Annotated in this window: 16 protein-coding genes; 11 read left to right on the forward strand and 5 right to left on the reverse strand. The window is 32.8% G+C overall.

All coding sequences use genetic code 11. From position 1 onward, the window contains the following. Window positions 1-105 precede the first annotated feature (105 nt). The 3 genes from AC4PID_RS16030 to AC4PID_RS16040 all read right to left on the reverse strand — a co-directional run bounded on the left by AC4PID_RS16030 (window position 106) and on the right by AC4PID_RS16040 (window position 5,169). On the reverse strand, window positions 106-2,970 hold the full coding sequence (locus AC4PID_RS16030) for a carbohydrate binding domain-containing protein (RefSeq protein ID WP_492132994.1): 2,865 nt from the start codon (window positions 2,968-2,970) through the stop codon (window positions 106-108). 433 nt (window positions 2,971-3,403) lie between these two features. Then, window positions 3,404-4,270, reverse strand: a complete 867-nt coding sequence (locus AC4PID_RS16035; RefSeq protein ID WP_492132995.1) for a hypothetical protein — start codon at window positions 4,268-4,270, stop codon at window positions 3,404-3,406. A 14-nt stretch (window positions 4,271-4,284) separates the two neighbouring features. After that, on the reverse strand, window positions 4,285-5,169 hold the full coding sequence (locus tag AC4PID_RS16040) for a 4Fe-4S binding protein (RefSeq protein ID WP_492132996.1): 885 nt from the start codon (window positions 5,167-5,169) through the stop codon (window positions 4,285-4,287). 154 nt (window positions 5,170-5,323) lie between these two features. Between AC4PID_RS16040 and AC4PID_RS16045 the strand changes: the two genes are divergently transcribed. Further along, window positions 5,324-5,941: a hypothetical protein gene (locus tag AC4PID_RS16045; protein ID WP_492132997.1), complete on the forward strand. Its 618-nt coding sequence runs from the start codon at window positions 5,324-5,326 to the stop codon at window positions 5,939-5,941. A 200-nt stretch (window positions 5,942-6,141) separates the two neighbouring features. Here AC4PID_RS16045 and AC4PID_RS16050 read toward each other — a convergent pair whose 3' ends face one another. Next, window positions 6,142-6,855, reverse strand: coding sequence for a DUF2202 domain-containing protein (locus AC4PID_RS16050; RefSeq protein WP_492132998.1), 714 nt, complete (start codon window positions 6,853-6,855; stop codon window positions 6,142-6,144). Window positions 6,856-7,333: 478 nt separating this feature from the next. On the opposite strand from AC4PID_RS16050, the gene AC4PID_RS16055 reads away from it, so the two are divergent. From AC4PID_RS16055 to AC4PID_RS16100, 10 genes are all read left to right on the forward strand, one after another. Continuing rightward, complete coding sequence (locus AC4PID_RS16055; protein ID WP_492132999.1) at window positions 7,334-8,893, forward strand: ATP-dependent nuclease; 1,560 nt, start codon at window positions 7,334-7,336, stop codon at window positions 8,891-8,893. After that, a complete protein-coding gene (locus tag AC4PID_RS16060; protein WP_492133000.1) occupies window positions 8,878-9,930 on the forward strand; it encodes a hypothetical protein in 1,053 nt (350 codons plus the stop codon). The genes AC4PID_RS16055 and AC4PID_RS16060 overlap by 16 nt, the downstream gene beginning before the upstream one ends. Before the next feature lie 73 nt (window positions 9,931-10,003). Next, window positions 10,004-10,858, forward strand: coding sequence for a hypothetical protein (locus AC4PID_RS16065; protein ID WP_492133001.1), 855 nt, complete (start codon window positions 10,004-10,006; stop codon window positions 10,856-10,858). A gap of 94 nt (window positions 10,859-10,952) precedes the next feature. After that, a complete protein-coding gene (locus tag AC4PID_RS16070; RefSeq protein ID WP_492133002.1) occupies window positions 10,953-11,783 on the forward strand; it encodes a DUF2971 domain-containing protein in 831 nt (276 codons plus the stop codon). A 157-nt stretch (window positions 11,784-11,940) separates the two neighbouring features. Next, on the forward strand, window positions 11,941-13,245 hold the full coding sequence (locus AC4PID_RS16075; RefSeq protein ID WP_492133003.1) for a deoxyguanosinetriphosphate triphosphohydrolase family protein: 1,305 nt from the start codon (window positions 11,941-11,943) through the stop codon (window positions 13,243-13,245). Window positions 13,246-13,443: 198 nt separating this feature from the next. Continuing rightward, entirely contained in the window at window positions 13,444-13,848 is a 405-nt protein-coding gene (locus tag AC4PID_RS16080) for a hypothetical protein (RefSeq protein ID WP_492133004.1), read from the forward strand. Between the two features lie 21 nt (window positions 13,849-13,869). After that, window positions 13,870-14,181: a hypothetical protein gene (locus AC4PID_RS16085; RefSeq protein ID WP_492133005.1), complete on the forward strand. Its 312-nt coding sequence runs from the start codon at window positions 13,870-13,872 to the stop codon at window positions 14,179-14,181. A 24-nt stretch (window positions 14,182-14,205) separates the two neighbouring features. Next, on the forward strand, window positions 14,206-14,538 hold the full coding sequence (locus AC4PID_RS16090) for a hypothetical protein (protein ID WP_492133006.1): 333 nt from the start codon (window positions 14,206-14,208) through the stop codon (window positions 14,536-14,538). A gap of 27 nt (window positions 14,539-14,565) precedes the next feature. Continuing rightward, window positions 14,566-14,865: a hypothetical protein gene (locus tag AC4PID_RS16095; RefSeq protein ID WP_492133007.1), complete on the forward strand. Its 300-nt coding sequence runs from the start codon at window positions 14,566-14,568 to the stop codon at window positions 14,863-14,865. 293 nt (window positions 14,866-15,158) lie between these two features. Beyond that, a complete protein-coding gene (locus tag AC4PID_RS16100) occupies window positions 15,159-16,064 on the forward strand; it encodes a helix-turn-helix domain-containing protein (RefSeq protein ID WP_492133008.1) in 906 nt (301 codons plus the stop codon). A gap of 297 nt (window positions 16,065-16,361) precedes the next feature. Here AC4PID_RS16100 and AC4PID_RS16105 read toward each other — a convergent pair whose 3' ends face one another. Beyond that, window positions 16,362-16,709: a hypothetical protein gene (locus AC4PID_RS16105; protein ID WP_492133009.1), complete on the reverse strand. Its 348-nt coding sequence runs from the start codon at window positions 16,707-16,709 to the stop codon at window positions 16,362-16,364. Window positions 16,710-16,780: the final 71 nt, after the last annotated feature.

Genomic DNA, 16,780 nt, shown 5'->3' on the forward strand with positions numbered 1-16,780 from the left:
CCAGTGCATTTAATTATCTGATGTCACAAAAAAAGAGGGTGGTTTTACCACTCTCCTTTTTTGGGGATTAAGGTGAGATTTATCAAAGGGTAACCAATTGATGATTTAATTCATGATTCTTGCATTTTCATATATTCCGATGTTTTGGATCGTTACATCTGTCAATGTAGAATCGCCGTTGATAGTACCGAGTTCAAACACCAACTTGCCATTTGCATATGTTGCCTCAGACATGTTGAAGCTAAAAGCGTAGGTCTTAATCTGAGGTTGAATAACATAAGTTTGTGTTGGTGCGTAGCCGGTCCACCAAGGATCTGCGTCTAAAGCTTTGCCTACATTAACGTTTATCGTTTTTGGTAAAACACTTTCTGCGTCAAACATAACGAGATAATCTGAGCTGTTGTTAAATGGGATGCCATCCTGATAAACTTGAGGCGAGTAGGGAAGTCCAACGCCAGTAACTGTTATTAGCAGCTTGTTGCCATCTACGGAAAGTGTTCCAGCTCCTGAACCTGACCATTGATCATTTTCCCATATGTTCCAGTTATCTGTTCCGATAATAGAATCGAGCTTGACGACGTTAATCTCTTTAATAGAGACTTGTGTAAGCGTAGAATCACCATTGATTGTACCCATTTCGAATACTATCTTGCCGTTATCATAAGTTGCTTCATTCATATTAAAAATGAAATTATAAGTGGTTTCTTCATTTGTTAAAACAATGGTTTGAGTAGGTGCATAAGCTGTCCACCATGGATCTGCATCTAAAGCTCTACCGATATTAACGTTGATGGTTTTTGTCTCTAAAGCACTAGCTGTAAAAGAAACCAAATATTTATTGCCATTTTCAAAGAGAAGTCCATCTTGAAATACCTGTGGTGAATAAGCAACACCAACGCCTGTAACATCTGCTACAAATGACTTGCCATCCACTGTCAATGTTCCAGCACCAGGACCTGACCACTGATCACCTTCCCAAATAGAAAATGCATTATCTTTGATGAGGTTGTTATCGAAGTCATATCTATAGCCGCTATCTGAAGTGTTATCAACTGAGCCATTTTCTATAAATGTAACGTTATCGATGACAACATCATAAGGTGACGCAATTTGATCCCCGTGTTCACCTAATAAAAATTTAAGTGTTATATCTTCATTGATACCTGCAATCTCATATTCAAAGTGCTTAAACTCTGTCTCTAATTGCTCTTGCTTAGAAAATGGTCGAGAATAATACGAAGTATCCAAAATAGTAATTAAGCTCCGTGGAATTGTTGATTTCGCGTCAAATGAAAGTTTATAAGTCTTTGTGCCATCTAGCTTGAATGCACCTTGTTCTAATAGAACTGAATAGTCTTCTGCACCATCATTTGAAATGTTTAGAACCGCTTCTCCGTTAAGGACGTTAAAGGAACCAGCAGCATCATAGTGGAAATAAGCATTCCAGTGGTCGGTACCGCTTGTGAAATCGCCGTTTGAAAAGGCTTCAACGCCTGGTGTAACCAAAGTCTTTTCGTAATCACAATCAATCACTTCCTCACCATCTATAGAAGCAGGATTTGTATCTTTATAAACTCTTACATAATCCACTTCTAGTTGAGCAGGGAAGAGGGTGCTTTCATTTGGTGATCCCGGCCAAGCACCGCCTACAGCAAAGTTTAATAGGAGGAAATGATCGTGATCATATACCCATTCTTCAGGACCGTTTTCTATTGCCACTTCGTCCTTATTAACGATATGGTATAAGATATCATCTACATAAAACTCAACTTCATCGGCATCCCACTCAATTGAGTAAGTGTGAAAGTCTTGTGATAAATCAATACCAGTATCTATTTTGTTATTGATACCAGGACCACCAGAGATTGGTCCATGAACGGTGCCATTTGCTTCAGTTGCTTTACTACCAATATATTCAAGGATGTCTATTTCACCACATGCAGGCCATGGTACTTCATTTATATTTTGTCCGAGCATCCAAAATGCTGGCCAGAAGCCTTGACCTGAAGGCAATTTCATTCTTGCTTCAATCTTGCCATATGCGGTCGAATATTTACCATCTGTAATCAGTCTTGCTGATGTATAATCTGTCGTATAAGACTGACCGTTGACTGTGAAATTCTTTTGCTCTTTTAAAGCTCTAATAATAAGTTTTCCATCTTGTACGATGATGTTTTGAGGCGAATCTGTATAGTACTGAAGTTCACCATTTCCCCAACCTGGTATGCCTTTATCAGCGCCGTTTCCAATTTCAGCTGTCCATTTGCTGGTATCTAAGACATTACCATCAAACTCGTCTGACCAAACTAGCTCCCATGTTTCTACTGCGTCTTCATCAACTTCTGTTTTTGTTCTTTTTAAAAGATCGTCCATAGTAATCACTGGCTCAGCCTCACCAACCTTAGCCATACTAACTCGTTTGATATCCACAGGACTTTGATCGTCAGCAAAGAATATTTCAAATCTCGCAGAAGGATCTGCATCACCATAGAGTGTAAATTCAAATTCGTAATCCTTGAATTTCGTTGTGAGTGCAATCTCTTTCATAGTGTAAGCTTTCCAGCCTTTATCACCAGTAGCGCCAATCTTTATCGTAATGATTCTTGGTGCATCAGCTTTAGCGTTTATCGTAACCTTGTATATACCTAAACTATCGAGTGAAATAGGGGACTGTATCAATTGAATCCCATAGTTAGGTTTACCCAAGACATCAATAGGTGTAATATGCGCACCAAAAGGATACTTTTCGTATGTACCTTCAGCACCTGAATTCGTGAAAAATATCCAGTTGTTTTCAGTATTTACTATACCTTGATCATCAGGTATAGCTTGTGATAGCTCTGTTTTAAACTTTTCGTTGGACAACATGTTTTTCTCTGATGGATCCAAAGGCTTGCTTTGAACAGAGAATCCAACTAAGCTCGTCAAGACAAGTGCGATGATAAGTAGTTGACTCAATTTCATCTTCATAAAAACCCTCCTAAAATGATATACGAAACCGGTTGCGTATTTTTGCAAAAAAAAGAGTTTTCTTGTACGTTGACCAAAAACTCAATTTAAAGCGACACAAGTACGCAAAATACACCCCAAATCTACTTGTGTTTTCATTATTTTACACTGACTCTATGTATGAATGCAAGTACAAGTTTACAATTTATTAAAATTTATTATTATTTTATTTGAAATCTCACTTGTCGAAATCCGATAAAACGCAATCGGTTTCGAATATTGTATACAAATTTAAAATCGGGTGATGACTTTAAATTTTTCTTAAAATCACGCCCGATGGGTAAGAACGATGCATCTTAAAGCGATATGGCGAAGAAGATCATTTTCACTTCAAGACGATGGTAGTTTAATGTTTGATCGTATTTTGCTTAGTTTAATTTAGTTTGGACTAGGATTAGTTTGTAAGTTCTTCTATCGCTGATTTCACCTCAGAGAAAGAAAGTCCGTTTTGTACGCAATAGTCCTTAACGAGCTGATTGGTCGGTGGCATATTTGCCCCTAAAATCGCCTCAATTTGGTTTTTTTCTATGCCTGCATCAAGAAGCTGTTGGAAGGTGGTGGTTCCTTTGATCAGCGGTTCCTCGTGTTCTGTGGTTGCTTCTGCAGTTACTTCGGTTTTTGGTTCTGTCTTTGGAGCAGTGGTTGCTTCTTGAGCGGTACTGGTCGTCGTGCTTGCCGAATGGTTGGTTGTGTTACTTGTTTCCGTACTGTCTGCTTCAGTTTCTTTTGATTCATTTGTAGCCAGAGCTGAGTCCTTCTCACTTTCAGCATCTTCTGAAATCGTTACGATGACGCTGTGTGTGTTAAGATAATCTATGGTCTCTTGTGGCCATGCTCTATCTAAAGACAAAAGCAGTTCAACGGCTTTTGTCGGTAGGTACGTGTCTGTCAGCACCATAGGTAAGTCATTATAGAGTGCAACGAAGACCTGAACCGATTCATTTCCAACCTCTATATCTTCAGCTTCAATGCTGTAGAGCGATTCTAAATCTTTGGTTTTAAAGGTGTCCGGATCGGTGTCTAGTGGTAGATTAAAGGCCTTAATTAACACCTCTGTAGGAATATCGAAAAGCGTTGAAACCTCACCTAAAGTATATGACCCTCGTATGTCCTCAGGGTTGTATTCTCCTTCGGCTGAGCCTGTTGTATAACGTGCAGGCGTCTTGGTATTTTCTGTCGTCCATGCACCTACGATCATGGTTAAAAAGATACCACCGAAAATAATGCCAAGTATGAGCAATGCCAATGTTTTCTGTTTCATAGAAAGCCTCCTGATTATTGGTTTAAGTTAGCGCTCACTGGCTTTTTAATGTTCAGTGGCTCTAGAGTTAAAGTGACAGTTTCAGGAACAGGACAGCTTTCTTCTGATGTACACGCCATGCAGCTGATACATTGTAGATCCGTTACAGTGGTTTTGTTAGCCACATCGATGTTCATCGGACAAACTGAGGTACATTTGTTACAAGATACACAAGTCGCTTCGACGCGTTTGATTTTAAAGATTCTAACTTTATTGGATAGGCCTAAAAGAGCGCCATATGGACACGCATATTTACACCAAGGTCTTTCAACGAAAAGTGAAAGGATGGCTGTAATTCCGAGTACAATCAATGCTTTTACCGAAACCTCATCCGACCAGAAGGAGAAAAGTGCGTTATATGGGTCGATATCGGCAAACATCAAGTAGCCCGATTTTGCAGTAACATATACCACGAGGATTAAAACCACATATCTTAAATACTTAAGCACATTGTGTACTTTCTGAGGGATAAAATGATTGTATCTTTTCTTAAAGAGTTTCTTGCCGATTTTTCCTAGGAACTCTTGAAAGGAGCCTAATGGACAGACGAAGCTACAGAAAACTGGACCAACTAAGATCGCTAGGATAAAGATCAAGATCATTAGAATGGATGATGACATATGAATCTTTTGGATAAAAGTACCTAGAGTTGCTAGGTTATACAGTGTTACGACTCCACCAAATGGACAGAGTGCGTGAAGTGAAGCATCACTCAAAAAAGGTATCCCAGCACCTGTTTCCACAAGTGTGTGGTTAACGGCTATTAGTCCGATGAGTGCAAAGAAGAAGAACTGCACATAATGACGGATGGATAGTTTCTTTTGAATTGTTTTTGGTTGGTTTTTAAATAGTTTGCTCATACGCGTAACCCCTTTTTGTTCTCTAAGCGTTATCCAGAAAGGTTCGCCTGCCTTAAGGATTAAGAGAACTTAAATTTGTCCTTATCATAAATGAGAAATGTGATGAATTTGTGATAGAATAATCATAAAGAGATGAAAAGTTTGGGAGGCGACTATGAATATAGAGAAATTGGAACAGCTTGAAGCTAAATTTTTATCACAATATCCAATGGGATTTGACGATCCAGACCTGATGGTCATCGCAAAAAAGCATAAAGTCGATGCAATGAAGGCGTTTGTTCATACGCATTTTGCAAAGGAGAAGTTTGATAATCCAGATGCGATCTCAGATGCCTTCACCAAACTCATCGCCAAGTCCTCTCTGGTGTCTGTCTTTGAAAAGGCAAAATACAAGGATGTAGCAAAGCTGTTTAGAGAAGATGAAATCGAAACGCTTTCAAGTGCACTTTATAACATCCTATATGGGGATCAAAAGAAAGGTTTTAACCAGTTGATCCTTCTACTTGCAACCTTTGGATTGGCTAAGTGGCCGATACTTACGGTTCTTGGACTGTACTATAACGGTGACTACGAGGTGCTCGTAAAACCGACCACTGTAAAAGCTGTCCTCAGTTATCTGGAAGTCACTGAGTTCAAGTATACGACGAAACCCAATTATGAGTTTTATGCAAAATACCGGGATCTGATCAATGATCTTAAGAAGCGTACAGGGAAGTCACTTGCGACGGACAATGGGGCTTATTGTGGGTTTTTGATGATGACGATAGAGTAGGGATTTAAAGCTAGGGAAGTTTATAGGTAAAAGTAAAAATCAAAAGTGAATTCAAAAGAATAAAGAAAAAAGTAAATTCAAAAGTGAAGATATTTGTTGTATATGAAATTTAAAAGCCTAATTATATTAGAACTCCGATTCCGGTTAGTGAACTAAAGGAATCTCCGTCCTAATATAATTAGGCTTTTTTTAAGCTAGATTTACCAACGATTAAAACCTCTTGAACTGGTTCTACTTGAATTGCCTCTTGATACTTCGTTTGTTGAAAATCTGCTGTTATTTCCTATAGAGCTACCTTGGTTAAAATTACCTTCGCTTCTATCGACTTGTTTTTCAAATGAAGCGAGGTGGTTTTCTGATGCATTTCTTAGATAGGTGAAAACGGATACAACATCAGCAGGTAAGTCTTGTGATAGAAATGCGTTGTACATTGCGATGTTATTGATCTCGGCAGTAACGCCTATTGGGTAAGTTTCATTTAATGTAGCTGGTAAAACAACATGATCTGCTGCATCGTTTACTGGAACATCTATATCATAAGCTTCGAATAATGGTAATAAGAGGTTAATGTGTGTGTCTTCTGATTTGATGATGTTTGTAAAAGGTTTTGTTGTATCAAATTCATCGATGATGGCTGCGTATTCTGCTTTTGCTGCGTATTCGTCTTGGATTGCATAGGTTAACATTTCTTCTAATGTATAACTTGAATCTGCTAAAGCTGCTGCTGACCCTGTGAGCGGTGCATCGGTTGCGAAGGTGCTTCCTGAAAGTGAGCTAAAGATTAATGTGAATGCAATTAGACCAGAAACACCAAATTTTTTAATCTTACTTCCAAAAGTTGCTTTCTTAATCATTTCCATTTTATTAAGTTCCATTTGATTCATTTCCTTTTCGTTTAATAATAAGTTTTTCATAACTTCCTCCTTATGGGTTTTATATAGTGGAGACCTTTTGTCTCTTACAAGCTTGGCTTGTTGTTATGGTCTTATATTAATCTGCAAATGTGATGGAAGTTTGATGGACAAATGGAAAAAGTAAGAAAAAATATATCGAAAGTGTGATAAGTTATATGTTATAATACAATTAATTTAAGACTGGTAAAATACTACCAATTATGGTGAGGACAGGGATACATATCATACAGAAGGGTCATAAGACCACCCACCTAAACCATAGCATAGGGGGGGACTTATGCAACATACATATTACCAAGGCGAGAGTACGCCAATTTTATACATAACCTATAGCCCTTTTTCCTAGTTAGGAAGAGGGCTATAGGTGTTTTTGATTAAATTGATCTTCTGAACTACATGGATTGGTAAATTTTAGAAATGTTTGAGATTGGTGTTTGGGGTTATTGGTGTCATCAGAAAGAGAAAAAAGGAGAAAATAATGAAATACATAAAAAAGCTCAAAATGTTTAATTATAAGAAATTTATACAAAGTGAAATTATATTCAATAGTGACATGAATCTATTAATTGGAGACAACGAGGCTGGAAAAAGTTCGATTCTACAAGCAATTGATTTAATTCTTAGTGGTTCACGTAATAAGGTTGAAACTATTGGTCTTGACAGATTAATTAATATGAGTGTAATAGAAAATTTTATGAATAGTGATAGAAATATTTCAAGATTACCTAAACTAATTATTGAACTGTTTTTAAACGATCAAATGAATCCATTTGTAAACGGAACAAATAATTCGGAAGGTCTAGAATGTGACGGACTAAGATTAATTTGTGAACCAAGTCTAGATTTAACTAGTGAAATTATAGAAGCTTTATCCGTCGAAGATTCTTGCTTTCCATATGAATATTACACCATAAAGTTTTCGACTTTTGCTGATCAGACTTATTCGGGTTATAAGAAGTTCTTAAAGCATTTATCAATTGATAGCTCAACAATTAACACAGAATATGCTTCAAGAGAGTATATAAAATCGGTATACTCAAGTATTGCGAGACCAATTGAAAAAGCAAAACATCAAAGTGAATATCGAAAATCTAAATATATATTTAAGCGTGATAATTTAAATGAAATAAATTCAAGGATACATGATTTTGAATTTGATTTAAAAACAGATTCTAAATCAAATTTGTTTAACGACATAATAATTACAGAAGATAGTATATCTATTGAAAATAAAGGCAAAGGAAAACAGTGTTTTGTAAAAACTGAGTTTGCACTTCAGAGGAATAATTCTGATATTCAAGTTATTTTGTTAGAAGAACCAGAGAATCATCTCAGTCATACTAATATGAAAAAGTTAATCCAAAAAATTACAGATACAGTACCTAAGCAAGTCTTTATTACTACACATAATAGTTTAATATCCACAAGACTAAATCTAAAAAAAGCAATTATGCTTAATAGTGGTTCTTCAAATTCAATATCTTTATCAAGTGTACCAGAAAGTACAGCTAAATTTTTCATGAAAGCACCAGATAATAACGTTCTAGAGTTTATTCTTTCACCAAAAACAATACTAGTTGAAGGTGATGCTGAATTTATCTTGATGGAAAAATTTATTCAAAGAGTCGCAGGTTCTACAAGTTCAGAATTAGGTATACACGTAATTTCAGTTGGTGGCACAAGTTTTAAAAGGTATTTCGATATTGCTAAAGAACTTAATTTGAAAGTAGTGGCAATTAGAGATAACGATGGTGACTATGAAAAAAACTGTAAAGAACTATACAATGAGTATGATGAAAACAACATTATGATATTTGCTGATTCAGATAACGATAGAAGTACTTTTGAAATCTGTGTATATAAGGATAATATTGCAATTTGTGATGAGCTGTTTGGAGTGAGAAGAGTCAGTTTAAGTGTACAAGATTACATGTTAAAGAACAAAGCTGAAGCTGCGCTTGAACTTCTGGAAAATAAAAGTGATTCCATGATCATCCCAGCATATATACAAGAGGCGATATTATGGATAAAAAATTGATTAATGCTGTAGCCGGTTCTGGAAAAACTACTTATATTATTGAGCAGTTAAATTTAGATGAACGTTTCCTTATTTTTACTTATACTGAAAACAATTATGAGAACTTAAAGTATAAAATTATAAGTAAGTTTGGATATCTACCTCATAACATATATTTAATGACATATTATAGCTTTCTATATAATTTTTGTTATCGTCCATATTTAAGTGATAAGATTAGAGATAATGGAATTGTCTGGAAACAACCGCATAGTTCTACCTTGAAATTAAAAAGGACTGATAAAAGATTTTACATTGATAATTATGGACGAATATATTCCAATCGATTAGCTAAATTATTAGAAATAATGAACGTTGAAGAAGCTATAAGATTTAGATTGCGTAAGTATTTCGATAAAATTTTTGTTGATGAAGTTCAGGACTTTGCAGGGCATGATTTTAATTTTCTTTTGAATATATCAGACTGTGAACTTGAGTTACATTTTGTAGGTGATTATTTTCAACATACATTTGATACTAGCAGAGATGGAAATGTAAATAGCTCTTTGCATTCCACTGAAGAGATCTACTTCAACAAATTTAGAAGTAAAGGATTTACAATTGATATTGACACATTAAAGAAAAGTTGGAGATGCTCAAAGTCAATTTGTGATTTCATAAATCAGGAGTTAGACATAAGAATTGAATCAAATAGAACAGATATAACATCAATAAAATTAGTAGAAGAAATTAACGAAATAAATAATATCGTTGAAGATGACAAAATTATAAAATTGTTTTATCAGAATTACAGAAAATACAATTGCACCTCATTAAACTGGTCAATATCTAAAGGACTTGATTGTTTTCAGGATGTTTGTGTAATATTAAATGCCACCACACTTAAGAAGTATAAAGAAAATAAACTTCATGAATTAAATAGTCAAACAAAGAATAAGTTTTATGTTGCTTGTACACGAGCAAGTGGAAATCTTTATTTTGTAAAAGAATCTGACATCAATAAATATAAAATCAGTACTCTTTCTGATAATACATAGTCCTCGCAACTAATGTTGCGAGGACTATAAGAACGTTAGATGAAATACATCCAAATACAGGAGAATAGTTTAAATGAAGAATAGATTTAACACAAATATTTTAAAATCGGGAATAAAACTTAATGAAGTGAATTTGTTTAGGCAATTAGCTAGTGAATTTAATACAAAGTTTTCAAGTAGTACATTTGTAGAAGAAACGCATAGTCATAAAGGATTCGTTGAATATGACTCTCGGCTATTAGGTAAAAGGAAATTGGTTGAGATCTCAGATTTGTTGTTTATAACATATAATAAGTCGATAAAAGAATTTCGGATTAACTTTTTGCAAGCTAAGTATCAGAGCAAGCCTTATAAAAAGTTCATTTCTTTTAGAGGGAATATTTATCAAAGAGAATTATTATCTGAAAAACCTGATGTTTTTGATGTGAAAGGGTTAGGTTTTCACCGCAATATACTAAATTATACTAATTTTAAAAGTATAACTTCATATGGAGTATTTTATGTAGATATTAAAGGGGATATTGATTTTCTTTATACCATGCCAGAATATACTATACCTAGAAGTTTTAAAACTAAAACAGGAATTACAACATTTTATTTTGAACCTAGTCCATATTGTCCTAACGCTAGTTGTAGAGCAGGAATGCTAGCGCAAGAAACAATTTCAACATGTTCAATGGACATATTTGCTTCAGAAGTTATTATGGGCAGGATAGGTGCACCTCTACAAAATTCTCAAGTACCTTATTTTAAAGGTTTGTTTTCCATTTTGCTGAATATGAACCCAGATGATCATGTTTTACGTGAAATAAATGAATATTTAAAGGAAAATGAAAGATACAATAATGAGATGAAAACTTTAAATGATTATCATCCCAATGTATTTGTAGTGATTACCGAAGGAAGAGAAAATAATATAGAAATATAATTAGTGATTCCAGTATGAGCTTCAGCTAACGTTCTAATAGCCCTCATCACTGAGGCGACTAGAGCTATAAGAATGTACAGAAAGAGGTGTAAATATGTACAGAAAGAATTTAATATATCACTATACATCATTATCAACGGGCATGGAATACATTCTGCAAACAATGAGATTGAAAATATCATCTTTCAATATGGTTAACGACCCAAAAGAATATAGAGATTCAGAATTGAGTTTCCTTTCTTATGGGACATTTATGGATGATTTTTCCTATGAGAAAATGGAGAAAATTAATAAGAATATTAATAATCATAAGTTTAATACCAAAATGGTTTGTTTTTCTATAGATGATGAGGATGTAGAAGATTATCATAGAGACTTTATATATCAAAACTATTATAAGCGCGGGTTTTGCTTACCTAGAATGTGGTCTCAGTATGGAGATAATAATAGGGGAATGTGTTTTGGATTTGAAAAAGAAAAATTAATTGACTCTGTGAAGGAAAGTGTAACTCATAAAGAAAATGTACATCATGGTAATGTAATATATACAAATGATGTCAACAGACTACATGAAGCAACTCAAGTTCTTATTGATAAAGAAAATTGTAGTAAATCTCAAGATGAAATAGTTGAGATTCATATTAAAAAGAATTTTCAGGATATCTATTTTACTAAACTTCAAAACTGGAGAGATGAGAACGAATATAGAATAATATATCTGGGAGAAAATCATGAGGATTTGTTTGTTCAAATAGATGATTCTATTAAAGTAATTTATTTAGGGCTTGAATTTCCGCATATCTATCAGCAGTTAGTCGAGAAACTATGCAGATTATATAAAATTGATCTATATAAGTTGGAGTTAAGGAACTATATCGTATTTCTTAATAATATTTATAGTAACACTACAGAGGATAATCTGTAACAATCGGTAAACATTATGATTCCCAACATTCACCTCTATGTCACAGCGTCTGCGAGTCACACGCTGCGCTACTTTTTATGCTAAGGTGCTAAAAATGGGGGAAAGCGGGAATCGACGGAACGTTATGTGCAATAATAAAAATTAGGAGAATGTTCAAATGAGTGACAAAGGAGCAGATTATATTGTTAGTCAGTACAAACAACTTATTACGTTAGAAAAGAGAATTTCAAAAGAAAATAAATTTAGTGATCAAAGAGAACGAAATCCATATCAGAGAGACTACTCTAGAATTTTATACTCTACATCATTTAGAAGGTTGCAAGGAAAAATGCAATTAATGAGTGTTGACAGTTTGAGATTCTATAGAAACAGATTAACACATAGTTTAGAGGTTTCACAAATTGCAAGAAGTATTGCTGAGAAAATGCGTGAAATATTAAGTTTCGAAGAATTATATCAAAAAGATATGTATGTAATTGAAGCATGTTCTATAGCTCATGATATTGGTAATCCACCATTCGGGCATCATGGTGAGACTGTTTTAAATGATTTATCAGAATTATTCGGAGGATTTGAAGGGAACGCACAAACTCTTCGTATATTAAGGACATTAGAAAAGAAACTACCATCTGAAAGAGGATTAAATTTAACATTACGTACACAATTTGCGGTAATGAAATATTTTAGTCCTGCAAGTTCAGGGAAAAAGAAATTCTTATATACTGAAGATTATAATTTTTATAATGAGTTAGTAAATGAATATGGTGTTTCACCACGTACTTTGGATGCTCAAATAATGGATTTAGCAGACGAAATAGCCTATGCAGCACATGATTTAGAGGATGCTTTAGCATTGAAATTATTCACTCTTGATGAATTTCGTTATGAGTTCAAACATTATATGGAAACGAAAAGCTCTGAAGAAACGAAAGATAAGATTTTACTTGCAATAACAAAATTCGATGAATTAGTCAAAAATGCAAATGAAGTTGCAGTAGGTGCTCAAAATATCCACTCGTCAGAAGAGTATTCTCATATATTACGGAGAGAATTAATTTCAAATTTGGTTAATACGTTAGTTACTGATATTGGAATTGTTAAAACTAATGAAAAATTTAGAAATGATACTGGTAGTAAGAATGATTATGAAGTAAATTTTTTGAATTATAAGGAATTAGCAAACGGATTGAAAAAATTTACATTTATCTGTATTAATCGCCAAAATAATGTATTGGTATATGAGAAAATTGGTGAAAAAGTATTAAGAGAGTTATATCAAGCATTTATTGATGATAAATTTAATCCCCAAAATATGTTATTACCTGCAGAATTTAGAGCTGATACTGGAGTATCTAGAGAACGAGCTGTTATAGACTATTTAGCAGGGATGATGGATACTTTCGCAATTGAGACACATAAAAAGTATTATGGTTCAAATGCATTAGAAAAATTATATCCATAGATTACTTCACTTAATACACAAAACTCTCATCTCACATTATAAGGATTATTAATCAATTAGTTAATTTATTTAAGCAGAAAATTAATATCAAGTAGTATATCTACACCTTTATCAAGTTGAACTATCTATCTAGGAGTAAAACCATATAAGTAAGTTACACATGCACTCAATATAGCTTACAACAAAAAGGAGTAAGCAATGAAAAAACAAGTTATGTACCTTGTTATTACTATCTTAATCATCAATTTTGTGATTTTACTAGTCAAAAATAATCAAGAGAAACAATATTGGCTGAGTGATTCCCCTATATCTATTGAACTAGAAAATAGAATTTCAGGCGAATTAATGACATTGAGTTCATCAAATGAAATCAAGCAAATATTAACTGAACTAAAGAACATTAAGTACACTTCTAAAGAAGTCGAAGAGACTTGGGGGTTAGGATACTCGATAACTATTGAATATGAAGATTTGACTGTTAATTATTACTTTGCAACGTCAACGCATTTGTTTATTACTTTAAATGATGAAAGTTGGCGAGAATATGTGATTGAGTCTAATGAGAACTCAATTTATGATCAGCTTAGAGAAAAATTTAGATAACCATTAAGAAAGGAGGATTTAATGAAGAAAACCTATTTATATTCAGGAACGGCGTTTTTGCTTTCGGGATCGCTATTACTTGGCTTGGTTTTTTCAACCATTGGGAATTATATGCCACATTTAACTGGTTGGAGTTCGCCACCAGGTAAATTTGCAACTGTTTTAGAGAACACCATGCAGACTTTTCCCTTGATTTTAAGTCTGGTATTTTTATGTATAGGTTTGTTCCTACTAGGAAAAGTAATCTTTACCGAAATGAAGTCGGAAAGACTGGCAAACACTGAAATATCTAGCTCTAAAGACAACTTAGAAAAGATTGAAAGAGACAAATAAAAAACTATGAGGAGATTTTACATAATGGAAAGTATAAAAATCAAAAGACTTGCCTTTAACAGCTACTTAGAACTCACAGGCATCGTAGGCTTCATGACTGGCGTCTATAGTATGATAGTAACATTATTCCAAATATTTGAGGCAACCGCCAACAACTATAAGTTCCCAGTAATGTCAGTTATTATGATTTTAGTATTTACACCGATTTTTTCAGTTATAGGTGGCTTAATTTTGGGGGTGCTTACTTACTATCCATATAAATGGATTATGAACTTGAAAAAGGGAACAACATTAAAAGTAATTAAGTTTGAGTCAAACTTAGATCAAAGCAGTGTCGGTACTCAAACAAATGAGTAATAAAAATAATACATATAAGGAGTCCATATGAAAAATTATGAGATCAAAAAAATCAGCCCACAGAGTGCATTTAAGGTTTATTTTTACTTTATGATTATCCCTATCATAGCTACGATGATTATTCTTCTGATAGGCACTGTGGCTAGTATATCAATGTCTGGATTATCACTCTTTAGAATGTCGTTTGTTTCTTTTATACCTTTTGTTTTGATGCTTCTAGTTTATGGCGCATTTGTCGCATTGATGGCTATGATTTACAATGCATTGGCAAGTCGTTTTGGTGGATTAGAGCTTACAATATCTGAAAGTCAAGATGAGTCGTACTAATCGTTCATTTCATAAAAACATTTCTACAATCAAAGCCTCTTAGACCATCCTCTAAGGGGCTTTTAAGTCGTTTAAACCATTATTCAAGATTTAATCATATGTAATTAAATCTTTTTGTTAAGATAAACATAAAAGTGAGTAAGATTTTAGAAATGAGTCAAGAAAAGCAATGAAAATCTGATGAAGTTTTTTATGATGAATTTTTGTTCATCATAACTACAAAACGTGTTTAATATTGAAAAACATGTAACAATATTTTGATTTATTTTACTATTTTTATATTAGGAGGTAAAATGTATTCTATCGGTTGGTTAATTAAAACTGAACGAACCAAAAGAAAAATTACACAAGAACAGTTATGTTTTGGAATTTGCTCAACTAGTTATTTATCTAAAGTAGAAAATGGATATGCCTCAGCTAGTCAAATAGTGATCAAAATGCTACTTGAAAGATTAGGAATTAATCATGAAAAATATCTAATTTATTCTAATGAGAAAGAATATGAAATTAATCAGTTAATTTTCCAAGTTCGTCGATCTAATGTTCTTGGTGAATTTGATCAACACAAACAGTATTTGAAAAGAATTAGAATTCTTAATTCTGATTCAGACCATATTATTAATCAGTTCTGCTTATTACATCAGAGCTTTATTGATAAAAGAGAATATATGGCTCCTGAAAAAATACTTGTTAATCTCGAAGCGGCATTAAAACTAACAAAACCAAAAATAGATTACCAAAATTTAGGTAGCGAAGTGCTTACTTTAAATGAATCAGTAATACTAAATAATATTGCTATTCAAATTTATTCACTTGGTCAAAGAAAAGAAGGAATTATAATTCTTAAGGAATTAAAAAACTATTATGAAACTAAATTTATTGATTATGAATATAACAGTAAATTTTATGCAATTGTTCTTTCAAATTTATGTAAATGGATTTATCAAGATGAAAATTATTTTGAGTGTATTAATTTATGTGAATATAGTTTGGATTTTGCAATTAAATATAATATTTTAGATATTTTGATTGATATTACATATTATAAAGGTAATTGTTTGATAGAAATTGGTAAAAATGTAGAGGGTAAAGAATTACTATTTCATTCGTATTATTTAGCTAAATTAACAAAAGCTACTCAGCAATTAGAAATAATAAAACATAAGTTACATGAAAAGTATAATGTTGAATTAAGTTAATAATTTTCTTTTTCTGGTAAGTCACATGTTATAATATTTTGAATGTTATTTTCGTAATTTGTAGTTTCGTGTATCAATGAAGAAAGATTTAGAATTAATAGAATATATAATAGAATTGTTATACTAATTTTACTCATTTTGTCACCACCTTTTAATATTATATTAATAGTTTAAAAAATAAGGTCCATGAACTATAAGGAAAATATATGTTTCCTATTAGTTCATGGACCTTTAGCTTATACAAAACTAAACTAAATATATAATAAATAAAGAGTAGATATAAGAATAAAATAGTTTTTACATAATAATTTTCTTGTCGTTATATTTTACTTTTTCATTTTTATTTAGAAGAATAACATGTGTTTTTAATGTGTCAGTTACATTTAAAAAAGTTATATCAATGTAGCCATCTTTCATATTAATTGATATTTGATCAGATGCAGCTTTGATTATTAGAATACCTGTTTGTGGATAATAATAATAATCTTCAATATTGCTATAGATATTATCAGATACATCGTCTAAATAACCTATATATTGAAAGTTGTAACTATTTTCAATCTTTTTAAACATTAATATAGTGATACTAATGGTCAAAATAAAAGTAAAAGCAACAAGTAATGTAATGAATATCTTTCTGGTCATATTTTTCACTCTCCTATGTATTATTAATGTGCACATTATACATTATTTAACATTAAAAGTAAATATTATAA

The sequence above is a fragment of the Fusibacter sp. QWL-12 genome (assembly GCF_058683495.1).